Annotated in this window: 23 protein-coding genes; 8 read left to right on the top strand and 15 right to left on the bottom strand. The window is 34.0% G+C overall.

Translation table 11 applies throughout. From position 1 onward, the window contains the following. Positions 1-2: 2 nt before the first annotated feature. The 5 genes from ACZ1AQ_RS04620 to ACZ1AQ_RS04600 form a co-directional block, all read right to left on the bottom strand. Complete coding sequence (locus tag ACZ1AQ_RS04620; RefSeq protein WP_489631776.1) at positions 3-947, bottom strand: cbb3-type cytochrome c oxidase N-terminal domain-containing protein; 945 nt, start codon at positions 945-947, stop codon at positions 3-5. A gap of 17 nt (positions 948-964) precedes the next feature. Continuing rightward, positions 965-1,144, bottom strand: coding sequence for a CcoQ/FixQ family Cbb3-type cytochrome c oxidase assembly chaperone (locus ACZ1AQ_RS04615; protein WP_438060115.1), 180 nt, complete (start codon positions 1,142-1,144; stop codon positions 965-967). A gap of 8 nt (positions 1,145-1,152) precedes the next feature. After that, positions 1,153-3,336: a cytochrome-c oxidase, cbb3-type subunit I gene (gene ccoN, locus ACZ1AQ_RS04610; RefSeq protein WP_489631775.1), complete on the bottom strand. Its 2,184-nt coding sequence runs from the start codon at positions 3,334-3,336 to the stop codon at positions 1,153-1,155. Positions 3,337-3,343: 7 nt separating this feature from the next. Further along, a complete protein-coding gene (ccoS, locus tag ACZ1AQ_RS04605) occupies positions 3,344-3,526 on the bottom strand; it encodes a cbb3-type cytochrome oxidase assembly protein CcoS (protein ID WP_064715144.1) in 183 nt (60 codons plus the stop codon). Positions 3,527-3,633: 107 nt separating this feature from the next. Next, entirely contained in the window at positions 3,634-6,024 is a 2,391-nt protein-coding gene (locus ACZ1AQ_RS04600; RefSeq protein ID WP_489631774.1) for a heavy metal translocating P-type ATPase, read from the bottom strand. Positions 6,025-6,133: 109 nt separating this feature from the next. Between ACZ1AQ_RS04600 and ACZ1AQ_RS04595 the strand changes: the two genes are divergently transcribed. Next, positions 6,134-6,814 carry a Crp/Fnr family transcriptional regulator gene (locus ACZ1AQ_RS04595; RefSeq protein WP_489631773.1) on the top strand — a complete coding sequence of 227 codons (681 nt, stop codon included), beginning with the start codon at positions 6,134-6,136 and terminating at the stop codon, positions 6,812-6,814. 5 nt (positions 6,815-6,819) lie between these two features. Here ACZ1AQ_RS04595 and ACZ1AQ_RS04590 read toward each other — a convergent pair whose 3' ends face one another. From ACZ1AQ_RS04590 to def, 4 genes are all read right to left on the bottom strand, one after another. Continuing rightward, positions 6,820-8,262, bottom strand: a complete 1,443-nt coding sequence (locus ACZ1AQ_RS04590; protein WP_489631772.1) for an APC family permease — start codon at positions 8,260-8,262, stop codon at positions 6,820-6,822. Positions 8,263-8,299: 37 nt separating this feature from the next. Next, positions 8,300-9,073 carry a nucleoside triphosphate pyrophosphohydrolase gene (gene mazG / locus ACZ1AQ_RS04585; protein WP_489631771.1) on the bottom strand — a complete coding sequence of 258 codons (774 nt, stop codon included), beginning with the start codon at positions 9,071-9,073 and terminating at the stop codon, positions 8,300-8,302. An 80-nt stretch (positions 9,074-9,153) separates the two neighbouring features. Further along, positions 9,154-9,627 carry a DUF5606 family protein gene (locus ACZ1AQ_RS04580; RefSeq protein WP_489631770.1) on the bottom strand — a complete coding sequence of 158 codons (474 nt, stop codon included), beginning with the start codon at positions 9,625-9,627 and terminating at the stop codon, positions 9,154-9,156. A gap of 78 nt (positions 9,628-9,705) precedes the next feature. Beyond that, positions 9,706-10,293, bottom strand: coding sequence for a peptide deformylase (def, locus tag ACZ1AQ_RS04575; RefSeq protein ID WP_489631769.1), 588 nt, complete (start codon positions 10,291-10,293; stop codon positions 9,706-9,708). A 193-nt stretch (positions 10,294-10,486) separates the two neighbouring features. On the opposite strand from def, the gene ACZ1AQ_RS04570 reads away from it, so the two are divergent. Beyond that, a complete protein-coding gene (locus tag ACZ1AQ_RS04570; protein WP_489631768.1) occupies positions 10,487-12,700 on the top strand; it encodes an FUSC family protein in 2,214 nt (737 codons plus the stop codon). A gap of 51 nt (positions 12,701-12,751) precedes the next feature. Here ACZ1AQ_RS04570 and ACZ1AQ_RS04565 read toward each other — a convergent pair whose 3' ends face one another. From ACZ1AQ_RS04565 to ACZ1AQ_RS04555, 3 genes are all read right to left on the bottom strand, one after another. Beyond that, on the bottom strand, positions 12,752-14,242 hold the full coding sequence (locus tag ACZ1AQ_RS04565; protein WP_489631767.1) for a malate:quinone oxidoreductase: 1,491 nt from the start codon (positions 14,240-14,242) through the stop codon (positions 12,752-12,754). A 131-nt stretch (positions 14,243-14,373) separates the two neighbouring features. Beyond that, on the bottom strand, positions 14,374-14,784 hold the full coding sequence (ruvX, locus tag ACZ1AQ_RS04560) for a Holliday junction resolvase RuvX (protein WP_489631766.1): 411 nt from the start codon (positions 14,782-14,784) through the stop codon (positions 14,374-14,376). 107 nt (positions 14,785-14,891) lie between these two features. Then, complete coding sequence (locus ACZ1AQ_RS04555) at positions 14,892-15,506, bottom strand: PAS domain-containing protein (RefSeq protein WP_489631765.1); 615 nt, start codon at positions 15,504-15,506, stop codon at positions 14,892-14,894. Positions 15,507-15,777: 271 nt separating this feature from the next. Between ACZ1AQ_RS04555 and ACZ1AQ_RS04550 the strand changes: the two genes are divergently transcribed. The 3 genes from ACZ1AQ_RS04550 to ACZ1AQ_RS04540 all read left to right on the top strand — a co-directional run bounded on the left by ACZ1AQ_RS04550 (position 15,778) and on the right by ACZ1AQ_RS04540 (position 18,585). Continuing rightward, the gene (locus tag ACZ1AQ_RS04550; RefSeq protein WP_489631764.1) at positions 15,778-16,593 is read left to right on the top strand and encodes a 2,3,4,5-tetrahydropyridine-2,6-dicarboxylate N-succinyltransferase; all 816 of its coding nucleotides are present in this window, start codon (positions 15,778-15,780) and stop codon (positions 16,591-16,593) included. 137 nt (positions 16,594-16,730) lie between these two features. Then, entirely contained in the window at positions 16,731-17,807 is a 1,077-nt protein-coding gene (locus tag ACZ1AQ_RS04545) for a glycosyltransferase family 9 protein (RefSeq protein WP_489631763.1), read from the top strand. Continuing rightward, entirely contained in the window at positions 17,797-18,585 is a 789-nt protein-coding gene (locus tag ACZ1AQ_RS04540; protein WP_489631762.1) for a glycosyltransferase family 2 protein, read from the top strand. The genes ACZ1AQ_RS04545 and ACZ1AQ_RS04540 overlap by 11 nt, the downstream gene beginning before the upstream one ends. Here the strand turns inward: ACZ1AQ_RS04540 and ACZ1AQ_RS04535 are convergent. Together ACZ1AQ_RS04535 and ACZ1AQ_RS04530 are read right to left on the bottom strand one after the other, a co-directional pair. Further along, positions 18,582-19,352, bottom strand: coding sequence for a lipopolysaccharide kinase InaA family protein (locus ACZ1AQ_RS04535; RefSeq protein ID WP_489631761.1), 771 nt, complete (start codon positions 19,350-19,352; stop codon positions 18,582-18,584). The two genes, ACZ1AQ_RS04540 and ACZ1AQ_RS04535, sit on opposite strands and share 4 nt — an antisense overlap. 17 nt (positions 19,353-19,369) lie before the next feature. Continuing rightward, complete coding sequence (locus ACZ1AQ_RS04530) at positions 19,370-20,254, bottom strand: hypothetical protein (RefSeq protein WP_489631760.1); 885 nt, start codon at positions 20,252-20,254, stop codon at positions 19,370-19,372. Between the two features lie 53 nt (positions 20,255-20,307). Between ACZ1AQ_RS04530 and glf the strand changes: the two genes are divergently transcribed. The 3 genes from glf to ACZ1AQ_RS04515 all read left to right on the top strand — a co-directional run bounded on the left by glf (position 20,308) and on the right by ACZ1AQ_RS04515 (position 23,190). Next, a complete protein-coding gene (gene glf / locus ACZ1AQ_RS04525; RefSeq protein ID WP_489631759.1) occupies positions 20,308-21,420 on the top strand; it encodes a UDP-galactopyranose mutase in 1,113 nt (370 codons plus the stop codon). Then, positions 21,413-22,177, top strand: coding sequence for a DUF4422 domain-containing protein (locus ACZ1AQ_RS04520; protein ID WP_489631758.1), 765 nt, complete (start codon positions 21,413-21,415; stop codon positions 22,175-22,177). The genes glf and ACZ1AQ_RS04520 overlap by 8 nt, the downstream gene beginning before the upstream one ends. Before the next feature lie 350 nt (positions 22,178-22,527). After that, a complete protein-coding gene (locus tag ACZ1AQ_RS04515) occupies positions 22,528-23,190 on the top strand; it encodes a peptidase inhibitor family I36 protein (protein ID WP_489631757.1) in 663 nt (220 codons plus the stop codon). Between the two features lie 441 nt (positions 23,191-23,631). On the opposite strand, the gene ACZ1AQ_RS04510 is transcribed toward ACZ1AQ_RS04515, so the two are convergent. Next, positions 23,632-24,588, bottom strand: a complete 957-nt coding sequence (locus tag ACZ1AQ_RS04510) for an arginase (RefSeq protein ID WP_489631756.1) — start codon at positions 24,586-24,588, stop codon at positions 23,632-23,634. Between the last annotated feature and the right edge of the window lie 6 nt (positions 24,589-24,594).

Genomic DNA, 24,594 nt, shown 5'->3' with positions numbered 1-24,594 from the left:
TATTATTTAACTTGAGTGCTATCTTTCGCTACAGCAACTGGAGCAGCGGCACCATCTGCTTTTGGAGCAGCATCATCTACCCATATTTCTCCTTCGGGAGCTTTAGCATCTTTAGGATTGCTACCTTGTAACGATAAAATATAGCTCGCAACTTTTTGCATTTCTTTTGGTTTTAATGTACCTTTCCAAGAAATCATTCCTTTTCCGTCACGACCACCATTCATGATCGTATGAAAAACGTTTTTGATTCCTCCCCCCAAAATCCAATGATCATCGGTTAAGTTTGGACCAATTTGTCCTCCTGCATCTGCACGGTGACAAGCTACACAATTCGTAGTGAATATTTCTTTTCCAATAGCTAATTCAGCTGGATCAGTCAACAAAGTAACCGTTTTCTCATCCATCAAATCAGGAGCTGTTTTCATATATTCAGCCACTTCAATTTTGGCTTGAGCGATTTCATTTTTCAATTCTGTTTCTTGATCAGGTGCACCTAATATTTCATAACGAATTAAATATACAGCTGCAAAAACAATACAAGTATAGAATAAATACACCCACCATGGTGGCAAGCTATTATCTAACTCACGAATACCATCATAATCGTGATCCAAAAGCAACTCTCCTTCTTTTTCAATTGGAGCCGATTTGGTCAATTTTTTCATTAGGTTTTTGTACCAATCACTTTCTCCTAAACTTACGGAAGAAGCTTCCTCTAATTTGGCTTTTTGCTCGTCTGTCAGTAAACTATAAGTAATGGCATCAATAGCGCTAACGGTAATCTCGATGGCAATCAATAAGAAAAGAAAAACAAACAAGAACACCGAAACCATTGGAAATTTTATAAAAGCAGGACGATCCCCTGAGTCGATAAAATACTCCATCGCACCAAAAACAGCGAAGAAAATAAGGGGAACCCTAACGTATACTGGAATTAATTTTTTCATTTTTTTACGCTTTAAAATTATACAGAAGGATTGTCTTCAAGTGGAATATTGCTCATTTCTTGAATGGTTTCTTTTTTATATGAAAACACCCAAAAAGCTAATCCTACAAAGAAGAAAAAGAAAATCAATAATGAAAGTACTGGATAAATTGCAATCCCTGCAATTGTCTCCATATTGTGTTTAATTTGTTCAAACATTGTCTTTCTTATTTATTGTCCTTTACTTTGATATCAGTACCTAAACGTTGCATGTAAGCAATCAAAGCTACAATCTCTCTTTCGTTCATCGGAACAAATTTCTCCCCTCTTGCCTCTGCTTTCTTTTTACTTTCCTCGTAACTTTTTACGAAGTCGGGATCATTTTTCAAGCTCTCTTCAATTTTGATAGCTTGTGCTCTCAAATCTTTTTGTCCGTTTGCAATTTGTTCCTCAGTATATGGAACTCCTAAGGTAGCCATGGCTTTCATTTTCTTTTCAGTCATAGAAACGTCCATAGGTTTGTTATCAAACAACCATTTGTAACTTGGCATAATAGAACCTGCTGAAATACTTTGCGGGCTCCAGAAATGGTTAAAGTGCCAGTTATCGTTGTATTTTTGACCAACACGTTGCAAATCTGGACCTGTACGTTTTGATCCCCAAAGGAATGGATGATCGTATACAAATTCGCCTGCTTTGGCCTGAGGACCATAACGTTCTACCTCACTTCTGAATGGTCGAACAGATTGAGAGTGACAGCTAACACAACCTTCACGGATGTACAAATCACGTCCTTCTAGTTCTAGAGGAGTATAAGGTTTAACACTCGCTATGGTTGGAATATTCGATTTAACCATAATAGTTGGAACGATTTGAATAATACCTCCAATTAAAATAGCTATTGTAGCCAAAATTGCCATTTGTATTGGTCTTCTTTCTAACCAAGTATGGTATTTTTCTCCTTTAAAGCGTTTGTTACTTACTTCCTGCAACGCTGGAGCTTCAGCCAATTCATCTTCAATAGCGTCGCTGTTGCGCACGGTTTGTACAATGTTATACACTAACACCAACATTCCCGCTAAATATAAAGTACCACCAACAGCTCTCATCCAATACATTGGTATAATTTGAGTTACTGTTTCTAAGAAGTTTCCATAAGTTAATGTTCCATCAGGATTGAATTGTTTCCACATTGAAGCTTGTAAGAAACCTGCAACATACATTGGTAAGGCATAAAGAATAATTCCTAAAGTTCCAATCCAAAAGTGGAAATTCGCCAATTTAGTAGAGTATAAAGTCCCTTTTGACATTCTTGGGATTAACCAATAAATAATACCAAAAGCCATAAATCCGTTCCAAGCCAAGGCTCCTACGTGTACGTGTGCAATAATCCAATCCGTATAGTGTGCAATAGCGTTAACATTTTTCAGAGACAACATTGGTCCTTCAAAAGTTGCCATACCATAACCCGTCATTGCTACTACGAAGAATTTCAAAACAGGCTCAACTCTAACTTTGTCCCAAACTCCTCTCAAAGTCAACAATCCATTAATCATACCTCCCCAAGATGGAGCAATCAACATTACTGAGAAAACTACTCCTAGGTTTTGTGCCCAAGTAGGCAATGCAGAATACAATAAGTGGTGTGGTCCAGCCCAAATGTATAAGAAAATCAGAGACCAAAAGTGAATGATTGATAAACGATAAGAATAAACAGGACGATTGGCTACTTTAGGCACAAAATAGTACATCAATCCTAAGAACGGTGTAGTTAAGAAAAATGCTACTGCATTGTGACCATACCACCATTGTACTAAAGCATCTTGAACTCCAGCATAAACTGAGTAACTTTTTAATGCTGAAATAGGTAATTCTAAACTATTGAAGATATGTAAAACAGCTACGGTAATAAAAGTAGCTATGTAAAACCAAATCGCTACATACAAGTGACGCTCTCTTCTTTTGAGCATTGTTCCAATCATATTGATACCAAAAACAACCCAAATCAACGCAATAGCAATATCAATTGGCCACTCTAACTCAGCATATTCTTTTGATGAAGTGTATCCTAACGGCAAAGAGACTGCTGCGGCAACGATAATTAACTGCCAACCCCAAAAATTAAGATTACTCAAAAAATCGCTAAACATTCTGGCTTTTAGTAATCGCTGTAAAGAGTAGTAAACACCAGCAAACATGGCATTTCCTACAAAGGCAAAAATAACAGCGTTAGTATGTAAAGGTCTCAATCTACCAAAACTTAACCAAGAAATTCCCTCGGTTACGTTTGGAAACAGAAACATAAAAGCCAAAATAAGGCCCACAAGCATTCCCACAACTCCAAAAACGATGGTTGCGTAAATGAACTTCTTTACAATTTTGTTGTCGTAATAAAATTGTTGCATTTCCATAATTAAATTAGTTTTCTTTTGTTATTGTTGATTTTTGATTTTTTTTGGCTAACTCATCATCAAAGAGCATTCGCACAGAAGGGGTGTAATCGTCATCGTATTGTCCGGTTCTTACTGCAATAACAAAAGCAACAAAAAAGCCTATAGCGACAAAAATACTGATGGAAATTAAAAGATAAATGACACTCATACTATAAGTTTTATATGGACAAAAATACCTTTAAGAAAAATTTCAAAATATGACTTTTATCATATTTAATCTTGTTTTGTTAAAATTATGCAAAAAAAATAATATTACTACCTTAAACTGTTAGTTTTTTTTCGTGCGTAGTAATTACTCATAATCGTTACAAAACTCACTATCGTAATGGTACTCAGAGGCATAATGATGGCAGCAACCAATGGCAAGAGGTTTCCAGTAATGGCAAATGATAGCCCTACTACATTATACAATAAGGACAATCCAAAGCTCATTTTTATGGTTTTTATAGCGTCTTTGGATAGGTTTAAAAAGTAGTTTAATTTGAAAAATTCTGATGCATCGAGAATCGCATCACAAGCTGGTGAAAACACATTTACATTCTCTGAAATTGAAATTCCAACATTACTTTGAGCTAAGGCTCCGGCATCATTTAAACCATCACCCACCATCATCACATTTTTACCTTGCTCTTGCAATTGTTTGATAAAAGCTAATTTTTCATCTGGCTTTTGATTAAAAACCAATTCCACGCCCATAGGAAGTAATTTTTGTAAAGTAGGTCTTTCGCCTTCGTTATCTCCCGATAAAATCTTTATTTCATATTTATTGTTCAATACTTGAAATAAATCCTCTAAACCCGTTCGATATTCATTATTAAACACAAAATGACCATAGTATACCTCATCAATTTTAATATGAACCGCGGTTAGCTGTAACCCTTCCTCTTGTACTTTGCCCACAAAAGAAGCGGAACCAATTTGAATTTGCCTGTCAAAAATCTTGGCTTGAATTCCTTTTCCCGGAATTTCATCAAAAAGAATGACCTTTTCTCTTTTGGTTTCAGGTAAAAAGTCATAGAGCATTCTACTCAAAGGATGGTTAGAAGCTCTTAAAACACTTTTAATCAAAGCTTGTTCTTCAACGCTCAACTCGATACCCTTATAACTAATATTTGATTTTTTATTGGTCGTTATAGTCCCTGTTTTATCAAAAACTATAGTATCGACTTTGGCCAATTGTTCTATTACCAAAGCATTTTTGAGATAGAACTTTTGTTTTCCCATAATTCGTAACACATTCCCCATAGTAAATGGCGCGGTCAAAGCCAAAGCACAAGGACAAGCAACAATCAAAACTGCTGTGAAAACATTGAAAGCAGTATTGGCATCAAAAAATATCCAATACCCAAAACCTGCAAATGCAATCAATAACAAAATAGGGGTAAAATAACGCGAAATCGCATCGGTAATGGTTTTGTGTTTTTGCTCGACTTTCTTCTGAAAAACATCATTGCTCCACAATTGCGTCAAATAACTTTGAGAAACAGAATGCAAGACTTCCATTTCAATAACTTTCCCTATTTGTTTTCCTCCGGCAAAAACCTTATCGCCTGAACTTTTTACAATCGGAATCGCTTCACCCGTAACAAAACTATAATCGATCTCTGCTTTTTCGCTAATTAAAATACCATCAACAGGTATCAACTCTTGATTACGAATCAATAAACGATCCCCTTTTTGGATATCAAAAACAGGTATACTTTCTTCGGAAGTATCAGGATTAATTCTAGTTATAGCGATAGGGAAATAAGATTTAAAATCTCTTTCGAAACTTAAAAAACTATAGGTTTTTATCTGAAACATTTTCCCCAAAAGCATGAAAAAAATCAGCCCACATAAACTATCAAAAAATCCAGAACCGTAGTCCATGATAATATCAAAAGTACTTCTGATAAACATAACCACTATCCCAAGCGCAATTGGAATATCAATGTTGAGCATTTTGGAACGAATACTTTTATAAGCCGAGACATAATATCCACTTGCCGAATAAAAGAAACTGGGTAAAGAAAGGGCAAAAATCAACCAACGAAAAAAACCTCGATATTGATCCAACCAATATTCTTCAACCTCGAAATACTCAGGAAAAGAAAGCAACATGATGTTTCCAAAACTAAAAAATGCTACTCCTAACTTATATGTCAAACTTCTATCGATAATTTCTTTACCCGTCTCATAATTTTCAAGACTTATATAAGGTTCGTAACCTATAGAACTCAAAAGATAAACAATATCTTTTACCGTTACCAAACTTGGATTGTAATTGATTCTAACTTTCTTCTCTGGGAAATTAACCTGCGAAGTATTGATTCCAGTTTGTAATCGTTGCAGATTTTCTAAAATCCAAATACAAGAACTGCAATGAATATGTGGAATATTTAAGGTAATGATTTCGGTGTTTTCTTCTTGGAAATCTAGAAGCTTAGTAACAATGGTTGGATTATCTAAAAAGTCGTATTTTCCTTCAATATCAAGAGGTGTTGCTCCAGGTGATTGTTCAAAATCATAATAGCAAGAAAGGTCATTCGCACTAAATATTTCATAAACCGTTTTACAACCGTTGCAGCAAAAAACTTTAGTGTCGAAATGGATTTCTTCAGCCTTCTCAATGTCTAAGCCGCAGTGAAAACAATTTTGTTTTTCCATATTTTATTGTTACTGTTAAAGTGCCGCAAAGGTTACAAATTGATTAACCTAAAAATATGATTTTTGTCATAAATTTGCTTATTTTTGCCGAAAATTATTCCAAGCACAAATGAGTAAATGTGAGCACTGTATTGTACGTGAATTTAGTTCTTTAAAAGCACTAAATAAAGAAGAATTATTAAAAATTGCTAGCTGTAAAACTTCCTATACTATAAAAAAAGGAGAACCTATTTTTGAAGAAGGAGAAACCATAAATGGTGTGTATTGCATCAAAGAAGGTTTTTGTAAACTTTCTAAACTAAGCACTAACGGAAAAGATCAAATTGTTAAACTCGTTAAAGCGGGCGAACTTTTAGGTCAGCGTTCGATGGTTAGTGACGAACCAGCCAATTTAACAGCAGTTGCACTTGAAGATATGGAAGTATGTTTTATTCCAAAATCTGAAATTTTGAATTTCTTCAATAAAAACAATCAATTCTCATTAGGAATGATGAAAAGTATTTGTGGAGATTTGAAAGAGTCTGATTTACATGTAGTCTCTATGGCTCAAAAAACAGTAAAAAACAGATTAGCCGAAACCTTAATTTACCTACAAGAGACTTTTGGAAAAAATGCTGATAATACCTTGAAAATCCAACTTTCTAGAGAAGAATTAGCAGGTATGATTGGTACTGCAACCGAAAGCTGTATTCGTATTTTATCCGAATTCAACAAAAGCGGCTTGATTGAATTAGTGGGCAAAAAAATCGCCATTAAAGACTTGAATAAACTAAAAAAAGTAGCCGAATAAACGCGTTACTCTTTCTTAAAAACAGCATAGTAAATAGGAATTCCCAAAGCAACAATAGCTAGACCGATACCAGTATTTACTGTCTCATACACTAAAAGTGTCAAGCATATCCCTGTAGCAACTAGAGTGTAAAGTGCAGGAACAATAGGATATCCCAATGCTTTGTATGGTCGCAACGCGTTGGGTTCTTTTTTTCTTAAAACAAAGACACCTAATATCGTTAAGATATAAAACAACAGGGAAGCAAAAGTGGCATAGGTCAACAAATCGCCAAACTTTCCGGAAACACAAAGTACAGATGCCCAAATACATTGTACCCAAAGCGCCTTCGCTGGTACTTGATGTTTGTTGAGTTCGGTAGCTTTTCTAAAAAACAATCCTTGATTAGCCATTGCGTAAAACAACCGACTACCTGATAGAATTAATCCACTATTACAACCAAAAGTGGAAATCATTATTAATGCCGTCATCACGAAAACGCCCGTATTTCCCATAATCATACTAGCAGCCGCAGCCCCTACTCTATCATTAGAGGCAAACATAATTCCATTTGCAACTACATCATTACTATTAGGAGTTCCGTGTAATGGCAATAACGATAGATAAGCTAAATTGGCCAAAACATAAATCACAGTAACTATCAAAGTTCCCAAAAACAAACTTCTTGGAATATTTTTCTTGGGATCTTTTATTTCACCCGCAATAAAGGTGACGTTATTCCATGCATCACTAGAAAATAATGAATTAATCATTGTAGCAGTGGCAGCTCCTAAAATTGCTGTACCAACTAATTTTGTCACGGTAACAGAACCATCAGGATGCACAACTGTCTTACTAGCCTCCCACATATTGCTAAAATTAGCCGACAAAACATCTTTTTGTAAACCAACATAGATTCCTAATATTATAAGCGCAAAAAGAGCTATTAATTTGGCCGCTGTCAAAACTAATTGAATCCACTTGCCGTTCTCGATTCCCTTAGTATTAATATAAGTCAAAATAAAAATACTAAAAACCGCAAGTACCTGTTTATTAGAAAAAACAAAACTCCCAGATTGAAATAAAACGGTATCCAAAACAGGAAAAAATACAGCACTGTAATTCGCGAATGTAACAGCGATAGCAGCAATTACGCCCGTTTGTATCACCGAAAAAACCGTCCAACCATAGAGAAAAGAAACCAAGCGACCATAAGCTCTTTGAATGTAAACAAACTGACCTCCGGCATTAGGCATCATTCCAGCTAACTCTCCGTAACTCAAAGCTGCTGCAACGGTAATCAAACCGGTCACAACCCAAATCAATAGCAACCATGCGGCAGAACCAACATCTCTGGCCATCGCTGATGTAACAATAAATATACCTGAACCAATCATAGAACCAGCTACTAAACTTGTTGCATCAAGTAAGCCTAATGATCGTTTTAATTCGGTTTTGTTTTCTGACATGTAAAGTAGAATTTTATAAATGAGAGGTTATTTTTCTTTAAAGCTTCTTGGCTTCATTCCAAAAAACATCCATTTCAGCCAAAGTCATATCCATTAGTGGTTTCCCTAGTTCTTCTGCTTTGCTTTCTAGGTATTGAAATCGCTTGATAAACTTTTTGTTGGTTCGTTCCAAAGCATCTTCAGGATTGATATTTAAAAAACGGGCATAATTAATCATTGAAAATAAAACATCTCCAAACTCCGATTCCATTTTGTCTTGATTTCCCGATGTCACTTCTTCTTGAAGTTCTTGCAATTCCTCTTGCACTTTGTCCCAAACTTGATGGGGTTCTTCCCAATCAAACCCAACTCCTTTTACTTTATCTTGAATTCGGCTAGCTTTCACCAAGGCTGGTAAACTTCTAGGAACGCCTTCTAAAACTGATTTTTTTCCTTCTTTCAATTTAAGTTTTTCCCAATTTTGCTTTACCTCTTCCTCATTTTCTACAACAGTATCGCCATAAATATGAGGATGACGATGAATGAGTTTTTCACAAATTTCATTGCAGACATCGGCAATATCAAAATCTTGTGTTTCGCTTCCTATTTTGGCATAAAAAACCAAATGCAACAGCAAATCGCCAAGCTCTTTTTTGACTTCATTCAAATCATTGTCTAAAATAGCATCGCCTAATTCATAGGTTTCTTCAATGGTTAAATGACGTAAGGATTGCATGGTTTGCTTTTTGTCCCATGGGCATTTTTCTCGCAAGTCATCCATTATGTTCAATAATCGATCAAAGGCTTCTAATTGCTTGGCTCTATTATTCATGGTCATTGGTTTTTGGTAAAAATAAAAAAATCCTGTCAAGAAAACGACTCAACAGGATTTTATATTGGTTGTAATTACTACTACTCTTTTTTAGTTTTTGCTTTTTTAGGCTTTGCTTCGGCAGCTACTTCCTCAGTAACGGATTCTTCTTTTCCTACAGCTGATGGAGCATCATCTGTAACCAAACCTCTTTCTTGTAATATATTGTACCAGTTCAAGATTTTTTTAATGTCTGATGCGTATACTCTTTCTTCATCATATTCAGGAAGCACTTCTCTAAAATAAGCATTCAAAGTAGCGTTGTCTTCTTTATGAGAAATAGCTTTTCCGTTGTTCTCTTTTTTAGCAATATTCGACATTACTTCGGCCAATGGCTTCTCAGCATCATAAGTATAAACAGAAATTTCAGTCAACAAACTCACGTTGCTTTTTAAACTTACTGTTACTTTTTTTCCATCTAATAAAGATTCAGCAACAAAACCTGTTCTAGTTTGTACTTTCAATGCAAATAAACCTGGTTTACCTGAAATCGCTAAAATTTTTTCTAAATTCATTGTATCTATTTTTATTGTTGGTTGTTCATAGTTTGGCTTGCAATATTTTGAAAACAAGCCGCAAAACTACACCCTAATTTATCTTCCTTTTTTGGCAAAAAATTTCATTCGATAATCTTGAAACGTTTTCCCTTCTGTAATATTTTTGAGTTTCTTTTGAATTAATCTTTTTTTCAAAGATGATATTTTATCAGTGAACAAAATCCCCTCAATATGATCGTATTCGTGTTGAATAACTCTTGCAATTAAACCATCAAAAACTTCGGTTTTCATCACAAAATCCTCTTCACAGTATTCTATCGTCACAATCGGTTTTCTGTAAACGTCCTCGCGAACATCTGGAATACTCAAACAACCTTCATTAAAAGCCCATTCTTCACCTTCTTCTTTGATGATTTTGGCATTAATGAAAGTTCTTTTAAAACCTTTTAGCTGTTTTTGAGCCGCTGTTTCTAAATCGTCATCATCACTAAACGGAGTGGTGTCTACAACAAACAATCGTAAAGGTAAACCTACTTGCTCTGCAGCCAAACCAACTCCAGAAGCATTATACATGGTTTCGTACATGTTTGCAATTACTTCATTTAAGTTAGGATAATCTGGAGTAACTTCTTCTCCAACTTTTCTTAAAACCGGATCACCGTACCCTATAATTGGTAAAATCATTGTTATCGTAATTAAGTTTATGCCACAAAAGGGTTCTTTCCTTTTTTATTGGTTGGCAAAAATAGTAAAATTTCAACAATGCCGAATTCCTAATGAAGAATAAGTTTCGTTTTTCCTGAATTAACCAAATTCGAAGTACAATTGTATCCTTTAAGAAGTGCACAATTCTTACCTTTGACATGAAATTACCACCATGATTGAAGAAATAAGAAAATTTGCCGATAGTACGCATTTCACCAATGCTCTGAAAGTTACCATAGCTACAGTAACTCCTGTGTTGTTTTTTGTTTACTTGGGACATTTTGAAATAGGCTTTACAATTGCGCTTGGTGCTTTTTTCACCTACCCAAGCGATATTCCTAGCAGTTTAAAACACAAAATCAATGGTCTTATTGTGACTGCCATCTTGGTGGCTTTTGCTAATTTATTGGTCAACCTAGCCTATCCTTACGGCATTATTTTCTATCCTCTTTTTGGGCTTCTTATATTTCTATTCTCGATGATTTCGGTATATGGACAAAGAGCAACAGCAGTTTCTTTTTCGTGCTTATTGTCTATTTGTTTGGCTTTTGCTCATTTGCATTCAGGATGGGAAATGCTACAATATTGTGGATTAATGTTTGCTGGAGGCTTATTTTATCTTTTGATTTCGTTGCTTTTTTATTATCTAAATCCTTATCGATTTATTGAATTACAACTGGCTTCGTGCATTGATTTGACAGCCAAGTATCTAAAACTAAGAGCCGATTTATGGAAAATTGACGCCGACAAAAAAACGATAACCGAAAAACAACTGGCCTTACAAGTCGAAATCAACACCAATCACGAAAACATTCGAAAAGTGCTGATAGGCAATCAATCGCTTTCTTCGGATTCGGCTCAAAACCGAAAACTCTTGATTGTATTTGTGAATCTAGTCGAAATATTAGAGTTGGCATTGGCCACTGCTTTTGATCACAAAACACTACACGAAAAATTTGATGCGCATCCCCAAGTTATCAAAAGCTACTCGACAATTGCTACAAATTTGAAAAAAACATTAAAGCAGCTGAGTAAAAACATCGAAAACAGAACACAATACCGTTCCAAACATTCGTTAGTAGATGATTTGAAAAAATTTGAAGCTACTATTTTAGAATATGAAAAAAATCTAGGAGAAGATTTAGCAAAAGAAGGAGTGATTATGTTGACTACCATGTTGCATTATGCCGAAAGTCAGGTCGAAAAAATAAAGATTATTGAGCGTGCTTTTAATCTAAAAATAAAAGAGGAAGATGTGAAGGTACATCGAAAAGAGTTGGAAAAATTCCTAACACCTCAGTACTATCCTTTGTCTACATTTATTAATAACTTGAGCTTCTCCTCTACCCTTTTTAGACATTCCCTACGACTTTCTATTACCTTATTATTTGGCTTTTTGATTGGAACCTTTTTGCCTTTTCAAAATGTTTTTTGGATTTTACTCACTATCATCGTAATCATGCGACCCGGATACGGGTTGACCAAAGAACGATCTTTTCAGCGAACTTTTGGAACTTTCCTTGGAGGCTTCATTGCTTTTGGCTGTATTTATTTCATTAACAATAATGTAGTCTTGAGTTTGATGGCTATTTTATGCGTTCTTTTAGGTATGTCTTTTACTAACATTAGCTATAAAACGAGTGCTACTTTTGTGACGATGTATGTGGTTTTCTTGTACAGTATACTTACACCCAACATTGCTAATGTGATCGAATTTAGAATTATTGACACCATAGTTGGAGCTGTTTTGGCTTATACTTTCAATCATTTTGTTTGGCCTTCTTGGGAATTTATAAATACCCCCAACCATATAGAAAAAGCCATTCGAGCCAATAGAAAATACTTGAATGAAATTGCTCTTTTCTATAACAAAAAAGGAAGTGTTACCACGGTTTATAAAGTCGCTAGAAAAAATGCCTTTATTGAGATTGGAAACCTTATGGCATCGTTTCAACGGATGAGCCAAGAACCCAAATCACAACAAAAAAAGATTGCGCAAGTATACAAATTGACCGTTTTGAATCATACCTTACTTTCTTCCATTGCTTCAATGGGAACGTACATTCAATCACACCAAACAACGGCTGCTTCTAATGCTTTCAATCGTGTGATGGCGACTGTTTTACAAAACTTAGACCAGGCATTGCTTGTTTTGAATCCTTCGTATTCCTCTGAAACCAATCCGATTTCAACCTCTGAAAAAGCAAAAGGATTTACGGAACTTATGGCTATTCGCTTAAAAGAAATCACAGAAAAAGACACTTCTGACGCCGCCAATAAAATTTTGATGCAAGAAGCCCAACTTATTATTGAACAATTGATTTGGTTGATTAATCTTTCTGAGAATATTCTAAAGAACACGAAATTATTAGTAGAAAAAGAATAAAAAAGCCTCAATTTCTGATTGAAAAAGAGGCTTTCTAAAACTATTGTTATTTTATAATTTCAACACTTCAGCAGCATTTGCTCTAACTTCGGCCAACAAAGCTGGATTTTCATTCAACGCTTGACCATAAGAAGGAATCATTTTTTTGATTTTCTCTTGCCATTCTGCAGATTGCATTTCTTCGACAAAACATTTGCTAATTAATTCTAGCATAATACTTACGGCAGTAGAAGCACCAGGAGACGCACCAAGTAGCACGGCCAAACTTCCGTCTTGAGTATTGATTACCTCTGTTCCAAACTCCAAAACACCACCTTCTAACTCATCTCTTTTGATTACTTGCACACGTTGTCCAGCTTTCTCTAAATGCCAATCTTCGGAAGAAGCATTTGGAAAATATTCTTTTAACGCTTCGATACGCTCTTCTTGAGTAAGACGTACTTGTTCGATTAAATATTTAGTCAATGGCCAATTTTTTAATCCAGCAGAAATCATCGGGTAAATGTTATCCAACTGAATTGATTTTGGTAAATCAGTATAAGAACCATTCTTTAAAAATCGGGTAGAGAATCCAGCAAAAGGACCAAACAACAAGGCTTTTTGTCCATCAATCATTCTTGTATCCAAGTGAGGAACCGACATTGGAGGTGCACCAACACTAGCTTTTCCATAAACTTTAGCGGCATGCTGCGCAATAACTTCAGGATTAGTACACTTTAACCATTGTCCGCTAACTGGGAAACCGCCGTATCCTTTTCCTTCTTCTATTTTTGCTTTTTCTAACAACGGTAAAGAACCACCACCAGCGCCGATAAATACAAACTTAGTGTAGGCTTTTCTTTTTTGTCCAGTAGCTAAATCTGTGATTTTAATTCTCCAGCGCTTGTCCTCTCTTTGTTTTAACTTTCTAACTTCGTGGTCAAAATAGATAGTCACTCCATCCAATTGCGTAAGATAATGCAACATCTTCTTGGTCAATTCACCAAAATTCACATCGGTTCCAATATCCATTTTGGTAGCTGCTACCTTCTCTGATGCTGTTCTACCATTCATAACCAATGGCATCCATTTTTTTAATGCTTCAAAATCAGCAGCATACTCCATATCCTTGAATAAAGGACTTTTTTGAAGTAATTCAAATCTATTTTTGAGAAACTCTACATTTTTTTCTCCCCAAACAAAGCTTAAATGAGGTACTTTGCTAATAAACTCTTCGGGAGTAGTAATTTTATTTTGTTGAATGAGATAAGCCCAGAATTGCTTAGAAACCTCATACGATTCGGCAATAGCAATTGCTTTTTTATCCGAAATATTGCCCTCTTTATCTTCAGGTGTATAATTCAACTCACAAAAAGCAGAGTGTCCAGTCCCAGCATTGTTCCAAGCATCAGTGCTTTCTAATGCAGCTGCATCTAATCGCTCAAAAATTTCAATTTGTAAATCGGGTTGTAATTCTTTCAGTATCAAACCTAGCGTGGCACTCATAATTCCTGCACCAATTAAAACCACATCGCTATTGGTACGTATTGTTGTATCTGGCATAATCATTATTTTTTTTAAAGGTGCAAAAGTAGTCTTTAAAAAATCAAAATAAAACCAAATTTGTAAAGAGTTAATTTACAAAACCAACAATAGAAATAAAGTATGTTATAAGTCAAACTAAAGAAAGATAACTACTTTCGGTTCAGATAATCTTGTAGCATTATTGTAGCCGATATTTCATCGATTAGCGCTTTGTTTTGGCGTTGTTTTTTGCTTAATCCGCTATCAATCATGGTCTGAAAAGCCATTTTGGAAGTAAATCTTTCATCGACACGAATAACTTTCATATCGGGAAAATGATTGGTAAAATGCGTCACAAATCCTTTGATGATAGAGGCGCTTTGTGAAGGCTCTCCATTCATTTGTTTAGGCTCACCAATTAAAACTGCTTCGACTTTTTCTTTGGCAAAATAATCCTTCAAGAAATCAATTGTAGTAGCCGATGGAATTGTTGTTAAACCTGAAGCAATAATTTGCAACTCATCAGTAACCGCTATTCCAGTGCGTTTTTGTCCGTAATCTATGGCGAGAATTCTTGGCATTTGTAACTTTTTTATTGGAGCAAAGATACACAAAGAAATGTATCGAGTAAAAAAACACAAACCGCTCCATAGAGTGAAAGCGGTTTGGATATTGTAATGCAAAAAAACTAAAGAATACCGAAAAAACGTTTAAAGAAACCTCTTTCTTCTTCAACCGCGATTGGAGTATCTGGTTTTTGAGAACGTTCGTAATCGGTAAATAAATCATTAATGTATTCTACGTATGAACGATTTTTTTCTTCTAAAAAACCTATTAAATATTTTTCGCTGTATTCAACCCCGCTTGCCTTCTCAATTTGTAACAACTTTCTATATAATGGTTCAATATGATTAGTGATAATTTCTTGAGGAACCGCTCTTCTTCTGCCAAAGTAATGGGTAATTTCACCTTCTTCATTTTTGGTTGATTCAAAATCAGTAACCACCCAATAGTATCTTCCTGATTTTGCTAGATTTTTAACCACTGCGTGAAAATTAACCCCTTGTTTTAGATTTTCCCATAGAACTTTAAAAAGTACTTTGGGCATGTCTGGATGCCTAATAATGCTATGAGGTTGCCCCATAAGTTCGTAATCTTCGTATCCGCAAACATCTACAAAAACCTCATTAGCATACTCAATGATGCCTCGATGATCGGTTTTACTCATAATAATTCTAGACTTGTCCCATACTACTTCTTTGTCAATAATTACTGGTTGTTTAAATAATTCGTTGGTTTCCATTTTTAATAAATATTTTGTTGGTTTCTTGTTGAGTGCAATGCTAACGGACTACAATGCATGAAACAAAATTATGTATATCACATTTTTTAAAACATGATTTTTATCATTTGCCTTTCCGATATCGATATCGACACTAGATTTCGCTTTATTTACAGGCCTATAATTCAGTTTTTCTTAATTTTTTTTCACAAAAAGATTAAAAATGTTACTATTAATTGAACAAAGTTAGATTTACAAAAAATCGAATTATCTTTGCAAAAAATATTTTCACATGAACAAATTACAAACTATTATAGAACAAGCTTGGGAAAACAGAGCTTTATTACAAGAAACCACCACAACTGATGCAATTAGAGAAGTAATCGAATTACTTGACGCAGGTAAACTTCGTGTTGCAGAACCTGTAGGTGATGGATGGCAAGTAAACGAATGGGTAAAAAAAGCAGTGGTAATGTATTTCCCTATTCAAAAAATGGAAACTTGGGAATCTGGAATTTTTGAGTATCATGACAAAATGTTATTAAAAAGAGGATATGCTGAAAAAGGAATTCGTGTGGTTCCCAATGCCGTAGCTCGTTATGGAGCCTATATCTCTAGTGGTGTGATTTTAATGCCTAGTTATGTGAACATTGGAGCTTATGTAGACGAAGGAACTATGGTAGATACTTGGGCTACAGTTGGAAGTTGTGCACAAATTGGTAAAAACGTACACTTAAGTGGTGGTGTTGGAATTGGTGGTGTGCTAGAACCTTTACAAGCAGCTCCAGTAATTATTGAAGATGGTGCTTTCATTGGCTCACGTTGTATAGTTGTTGAAGGTGTTCACGTAGGAAAAGAAGCGGTTCTTGGAGCTAACGTTTGTCTAACTGCCTCTACAAAAATTATTGACGTTACTGGTGATGAACCTGTTGAAATGAAAGGCTTTGTTCCTGCACGTTCAGTGGTAATCCCAGGAAGTTATACTAAAAAATTCGCTGCTGGTGAATTCCAAGTTCCTTGCGCTTTAATTATTGGAACTCGTAAACCTTCAACAGACTTAAAAACCTCACTAAACAATGCACTTCGCGAATATGATGTAGCGGTTTAATCTCAAAAAGATACTACTGAAATTCCAAATTCCAATTGACTTCAAGAGGAATTTGGAATTTTTTATTTCTAGAACAAATTAGCAATATTTGTTTTTTTTGCTTCAATTTGTAGCTGTAAAAAAGATGCCGAAATAAAATGAAAATATTAGTCATACAACAAAAGATGATTGGTGATGTTCTTATCAGTTCTATCATTTGTAATAATCTAAGAAAAGCCTACCCGAAAGCTCAAATTGATTATTTGGTTTATGAAACTACAACTCCAGTTTTGGAAGGAAATTCAAGTATTGACAACATCATTTTATTTCAAGAAAAACATCGTAAAAGCAAACGTGCTTTGTTACAATTAGGACTTTCCATCCGAGCTACAAAATACGATATATTAATTGATGCGTACTCAAAACTAGAAAGCTGGTTAATTGTAGCCTTAAGTGGTGCTAAAAGAAAAATATCCTATAAAAAACCAGGACGCACTTTTTTATACACTGATAATGTTCCGTTTGAAGCTTATCCAGAAACCAATCTTGGTTTAGCTATCGAAAGACGCCTTTCGTTACTTAAACCGTTAGGATTATCAATATGCATAGATCCTTTACCTCAATTATTCGTAACAGATGAGGAAACCAATAAAGCAAAGACACTTTTAGAACAGCATCTTGTAAAAAGCGATAAAAAGAAAATTATGATTAGCCTTCTGGGTAGTGAGAACTTAAAAACCTATCCACTGCACTATATGGCTACAGTAGTAGATAGCATTGCTACTAATAGAGATGTTGCGATTCTTTTCAATTATTTTCCAAAACAGTTAGAAGCTGCCAAAACCGTTTACAATGCTTGCCAAAAAGAAACCCAACAAAAGATTTATTTTGAGGTATTAGGAGGAGATTTGCGCTCTTATATAGCCCTTATGAACGAATGTGACGTGATTATAGGCAATGACGGAGGGGCGATCAATATGGCAAAAGCGTTAAACAAACCTTCTTTTATAATCTTTTCGCCTTGGATAGAAAAGAAAATCTGGGCCACTTTTGAAGATGGCATTCGACACTGTTCCGTTCATCTTCAAGATTTTAAACCTGATTTATTTGCTTCAAAATCAGAAAAAGAGCTTAAAAAAGAGGCGCTTGAATTGTATCAAGAATTCAAACCTGAATTTTTCCTAGAGCAGTTAAATCAATTTCTAGATCAAAATATAACTGATTTTGAAAAGTAGTGGTTACATTTCTGCAAAATTAGAAAAGGGTTTAAGTGCTTTAATAATTACTTTCAATGAAGAAAGTAATATAAAAAGCGCCATCGAAAACTTGGCTTTTGCTGATGAAATCATTATTGTAGATTCGTACAGTACAGATGCTACAGTGAGCATTGCGTCAAGTTTTGAACATGTAAAAATCATCCAACACAAGTTTGTCAACTACGCCGACCAACGTAATTTTGCTATTAATTTGGCTTCCTATCCATGGATTCTTTTTATTGATGCCGACGAAAGAATCAACCCAGCTCTCGAAGAAGAAATAAAAAACATCATTCAAAAAGAAAACGCTATTGTGGCCTATGAATTCAGTCGAACTTTCTTGTTCAATAATGAACCCTTACATTTTAGTGGCTGGCAAACCGATAAAATTTATCGCCTTTTTCGAAAAGAGAATGGTTACTATGATTGTAACAAAATAGTTCACGAAAAACTGATTGTAAATGGAAAATCAGGCATAGTTAAGAATAAGCTCCTGCACTATTCTTATACTGACTATTTAAGTTACAAAAACAAAATGGCACAATATGGAAAAATGAAAGCTATTGAGGAATTGAACAAAGGTACGGTTCCAAATATTTTTCATTTTTATGTTCGACCAGCGTATCAATTCCTATATCAATACTTTATTCGATTAGGAATATTAGACGGAAAGAAAGGAATGATTATATGCTATTTGAATGCTTACAGCGTGTATATACGCTTTAAAGAATTAAAAAAATTACGTTCGAACAACTAAGCCTTCCAAAATTTTAATTTCTTTTTCAATCGCTGCTTTTTGGCGAATTTTTGTTGAAATTCTTGGGTAAAAAACCACATTTTTTCAAAAACAATTTCTTTAGGTTGGGGATAGAACTTTGCATATTCCTCACTCATTACAGCAATCATTTCCTTTTTGGGTGTCAATCGACTTAGGTTTTTCATTCTCATATCAAAATCCATAGTGGAATGAAAATTCATTCTATTCAAGTCAACCAAATAAAAAGCATAGTGCTTCTCTCCTACTTTTTTAATTAAAGTATTCCCTGGCGAATGGTCCAAAAACTCAACCCCATTCTCGTGTAAGTCGAAACAGAATTTTGTAAATTGTCTTAAAATAATTTCGTTTTCAGGATAATCTGGAATTTCAACCAATTCACGAAACGTTAATTCTGTAACCAAATGTTCGCTTACGTAAAAACTTGTGGTCAAGCCAAGCCAATCATAGTTTTCTAAAAAAGCTATAGGTTGTGGGGTACCAATTCCTTTTTCTAGCAAAGTCGTTGCGTATTCAAAAGATCTTCTAGCTTTTGACTTTCTAAAATAACGATATGCTATTTTATTAATTAAATGAGGAGATTTGAAAGACTTTATATTCAAACATAGGTCACCAATAGAAAAGAGTTTAATAACATTTCTTTTGCCTTCAACAAACGAAACACCAGATGAATCAAAAGATTGTATACTGGAAATAATTTCATCTTTAGATAATGAAATAAACTTTGAAAAGGAAACAATATTTTTCAACGAATAGAATTTATAAATTAGACTTTACCTTTTAACTTTTTCATAAAGAACTTGAAGCGCTGTCCTAAATTTTTAAAAAACACCTTCTTCTTAGAAACCCTCAATGAGCCATGGGTTTCTAACCATTCTTTAACTTCTTTAATATCTTTGGTAGGCAAGAAACCTAACTTCTTCCATCGTTCAGGTTCAATAAAATAAAAGTTTCTATATTCTTTGTAATTATGCTCATTTACAACTAACCATTTATCCATAAACTCTGAGTTTATCTGAGTATTATGTCCCCAATTTTGAAGCTTAAATCGCAATTCTTCTTCACTTCTTGACAAGGATTCGTGCAATACAATAGAATCGGTATAAATCTGACGACCTTTGATTCTTCTTCCATTTTTATAACTTGGGTAGTTTGTAGCAAATACAGCCTTTAAAGGCTTGTCTACATATAAAATTCCATTTTCTGTATATTTATATAACATAACCCAAAAGGCAAAAATTTGAATTGGTTTCTCTTTGGGATTAATGAGGTAAGAATCATATTTTCGTAAGGTAGTTACAAATTTTTTAAAATCAACAAAGTATTCATCTGCATCAATTTGTATCAACCAATTGCCTATTCCCATTTTCTCTGCAAGCATTTTTCGCTCTCTAATCTCACACTGCATAGTAGTAAAATGGCTTACAAAAAAATCGTCTTCATAAATTACAATTTTGCGATCTTTATCATAAGTGTCTATCCATTCAAAAAAAGATGGGTCAATAAAAATGTCTTCCCCTTTCCAAGTTTTTCTGTTGATATCAATAGCCAAAAAAACAGAATCGGCCTCAGAGTAGACTGTGGGTATAGCAGTTTTCAGCAATTCATAATCATAAGAAACCAAAAAACCAACTTGAATTTTTCCTGCCATTTTTATCATATTAAAAGTGGTGCAATTTAGGATTTAATATCTAATTTTGCTTCATGAAAAAGAAATATGATTATCTAATAGTAGGCTCAGGACTATTTGGAAGTGTTTTTGCTCACGAAGCAAATAAGGCTGGTAAAAAATGCTTAGTTATTGACAAAAGAAATCATTTAGGAGGTAACGTGTACTGCGAAAAGGTAGCAGACATTAATGTACATAAATATGGTGCACATATCTTTCATACCAATGATAAAAATTTGTGGGATTATGTTAATCAATTTGTAGAATTCAATAACTACATCAATGCTCCACTAGCTTATACCAAAGGAAAGTTGTACAACTTGCCGTTCAACATGAATACTTTTTATCAATTATGGGGCACCAAAACACCTGAAGAAGCACAAGCAAAAATTGATGAACAAATCAAAACTTATGGAGTACAAGAACCCCAAAATTTAGAAGAACAGGCGTTATCTTTGGTAGGAAAAGATATTTACGAAAATTTCATCAAGGAATATACAGAGAAGCAATGGGGTCGAAAAGCATCGGAATTACCAGCTTTTATTATTAAAAGATTACCTGTACGATTTACTTTTGATAACAACTATTTTAATGACAAATATCAAGGAATTCCAATTGGTGGTTATAACAAATTAATTGATGGTTTACTAGAAGGTATTGAATGTAAAACCAATGTAGATTTTTTCAAAGAAAAAGAATACTACAAAAGTCTGGCTTCTAAAATTGTATTTACTGGAAAAATAGATGAGTACTATGATTTTCGATTAGGGGTATTACAATACCGATCCTTACGCTTTGAAAATGAAACTTTAGAGGTTAAAAACTTTCAAGGAAATGCAGTTATAAATTACAATGACGCAGCATACGACTTTACCCGTATTATTGAACACAAACATTTTGAATTTGGAAATCAAGCACAAACGGTAATCACAAAAGAGTATCCTCAAGAATGGAATCGGGAAAACGAACCCTTTTACCCTATAAACGACCATCAAAACCAAACAATCTTTGAAGCATACAAACAACTTTCTCTACAAGAGAAAAATGTGATTTTCGGTGGAAGATTAGCCGAATATAGATATTATGATATGCATCAAGTAATCGCATCTGCTCTACATAAATCAAAAATAGAACTTCAGAATGACTAAAATATTTATCGTTACACACGAAAAAAATCCAATCTTAGTAAATGATATCCTTGAGCCTTTTCAAGTTGGGAATAATAAGGACATAAATCCAGGAATAAAAAGGGATAACACTTTGGATAATATTGCTAGTAAAAACAGTAATTTTTGCGAATTAACTGCAGCGTATTGGATTTGGAAAAATTATAATGAAGCAGATTATGTTGGCATTTGCCATTATCGAAGATATTTCAACTTCTTTAATCCTATTTATAACTTAAAACCTTCCGCTCAAAAAAAAATAAGTACATCAATGTTTAAACAAACCAAAACATGTACTAGCTCAAGTGAAACTTTAGATAAAAAAATCAATGCCATATTTAAGGATTACGACATCATCCTAACAAGACCCTATACCTTTAAAAAAACCACACTAACGAAAAATTACTGTGACGACCATCGCCCTGAAGACTGGGAATTGACAAAAAAAATAATCATTGAAAAATATCCTGACTATAAAGATAGTGTAGGTCTGTTTTTAGACAATGGGGTTCTTTTTCATATGGGAAACATGATGATTTGTTCGAAAAAACTATTCGATGAATACCACGAATGGCTATTTTCAATCCTTTTCGAATTGGAATCAAAAATAACCATTCCTGAAGACCCCTATCAAGCCCGAGTTTTTGGTTTTATATCTGAAAGACTTATTAATCTTTATGTCTACCATAATCAATTAAGAATAAAAGGAATACCAAGCTATAAAATCATTGATCTTTAAATAGCACAAACACATTTAAGGTTAAGTTTACAAAAAAGCTACAGAATATTCTTTTACCGTTTTTTTTAATCATGTGAAATTTACTTACAAAAAAATAATTGTATACAAAGTAAATTGCAATACTATTTTCTAAAAACACCAAGCTTTATTTGTAGTTGTCCTCTTCTCATAATAAGAATTTAATCAAATATGCAGATTTAGATAGAGCGCTAGCAATAAGACAAGATCTATTAATCTCTTTTAATCGAAACTGAGAATTACATGAAAAAATTATCAACAGTTTAATTAAAGTAATTTTTTTAAAATATTTTTTTCTTAATTTTATGCTAACAACCTAAAAATCAGATAAAATGAGAACAAGTAAAAACTTTATGTTACAAGTTGCAGTATTATTTATTGTTACTTGTTTTGGATTTGCACAAAACAATTTGCAAGATTTAGTTGGTGACAAAGCAACGTATTTAGACCAATCTATGCGAGACAAAGGATATAAGTTTATAAGCACCTCTAAAGGTGGAGATAGTTCTTATCAAAATTGGTATAGTAGTAGTAGAAACAGATGTGTAACCGTAAAAATTAATGACGGAAGAATTGAATCTATAGTCAATTCAACTTTAGCAGATTGTGGCAAAAGTAATTATAACAACAACTACAACAGCTATAACAATAACTACAACAATAATCGATACGATGATAATCGATACGATGATAATCGCTATGACAACAACCGCTCAGATATGGTAGTCGTTTATAGAGATGCCAACTTCAGAGGACAAAGTTCTAACTTAAGTATGGGTTATCATGATTTTAATGATCTTGGAGTTGGCAATGATAGAATATCATCGATAAGAATTCCCAGAGGATTCTCAGTAACCGTATATAGTGACGCTAACTACAGAGGTAGAAGCAGAACATTTACCTATGATGTTGATAATTTGCAAGATTTTAACGACAAAGTTTCTAGCATTATCATAAATAAAAACTACGGCCAACAAAACAGAAAAAAATATTAACGCCTAGTTCAAGTAAACCCTTACTACAGAACCGTAAGTATTGAAATTCTTTCTTACGGTTTTTTTATTTTTAATTATTCTTACTCTTTACAATTATAGATAAAACTATATCTTGTATTATTTAATCTTTCCAAATCAAGCTAAACCAAAATTATAATAATAAATCTATTTTCTCCTTTGGAATAAATTACAACAATTGACAGAAATACTTAAAAAAAGTATGTATAATTAAATAAAGAAATTCTAAATACTCATAAAATACAATTTGTAAACATTGCATAAAATCAAAAAAAGCCTTGTAAAAGATAATTTTACCATAGAAAAGGTATTACTTTTCAAAATTGATTATAGCATATCTATAATTTTAATTAAAAAAAAGACTTAAAATCAAAACGATTTTAAGCCTTTTCAACTAAATCAACATATATAAAAAAAACCTACTTACTCAATGGGTAAAACTAATGTTGAAGTAACTGCCTCGAGTACCTGAAATGCCGTCTCAGCCATCTTGTTCCCTTTAGTATCCAATAACGGATTCACCTCAACTACTTCTATACAAACTACTTTTTTGGTTTTAATGATTTGATCAATTATAGCAATCACTTCATATTGATCAAATCCTTTGGCTACTGGTGTTCCTGTCCCGTATGAAATTAAATCGCAATCCATTGAATCAACATCAAAGGATATGTACAAAACTTCGCAATGAGACAGCTTTACCAAAGCTTCTGCCACACAAGTTTCTAAACCTCTGTAACGTACTTCGTCTACTTTATAATTGCGAATAGACAATCGTTCCATTTGTTGATCTTCGGCTTCTTCGGTATCGCGAACTCCAAAATACACCAAATTCTCAGGCTGTATTTTAGGTCCTTTGTACCCAATTTGCTTCATATCTTCCCAATACTTTTGAGTATCAGGATCTACATCATTTGTTTTAGAATCCAAATTATCATTTGCCAATGCTGCCGCCAAAGGCATACCGTGAATATTCCCTGATGGCGAAGTATAAGGTGAATGCAAATCGGCGTGCGCATCAATCCAAATCACACCAACATTTTGCTCAGGAAATGCAGATTTTATGCCACTAATCGTTCCTAACGCCGAGGAGTGATCTCCTGAAAGCACAATAGGAAAATAATCTTTTAAATTTTTCTGAATCGAGTTATTCAAACGAACACACTGCTCCACTACGTGCTCAATACGCTTGGCTACTGTGCTTCGATCTTTATCATAAATCGATTCGTTATGGGTTTTGATATCTTCAAAGGGAAACTGATTAAAATAATCACTCCCTTGATTGATAGCTGCAATTTCAATAGCGTCTACACCCAAATCAGAGCCACGAGTACCCGCTCCAATATCGGATCTATTTTTAATTAATTTAATGGGCTTCATACAACT

The sequence above is a fragment of the Flavobacterium sp. UM26 genome, assembly GCF_057922445.1.
The sequence above is the reverse complement of the archived record's forward strand: the minus strand, read 5'-3'. Positions and strand labels throughout refer to the sequence as shown.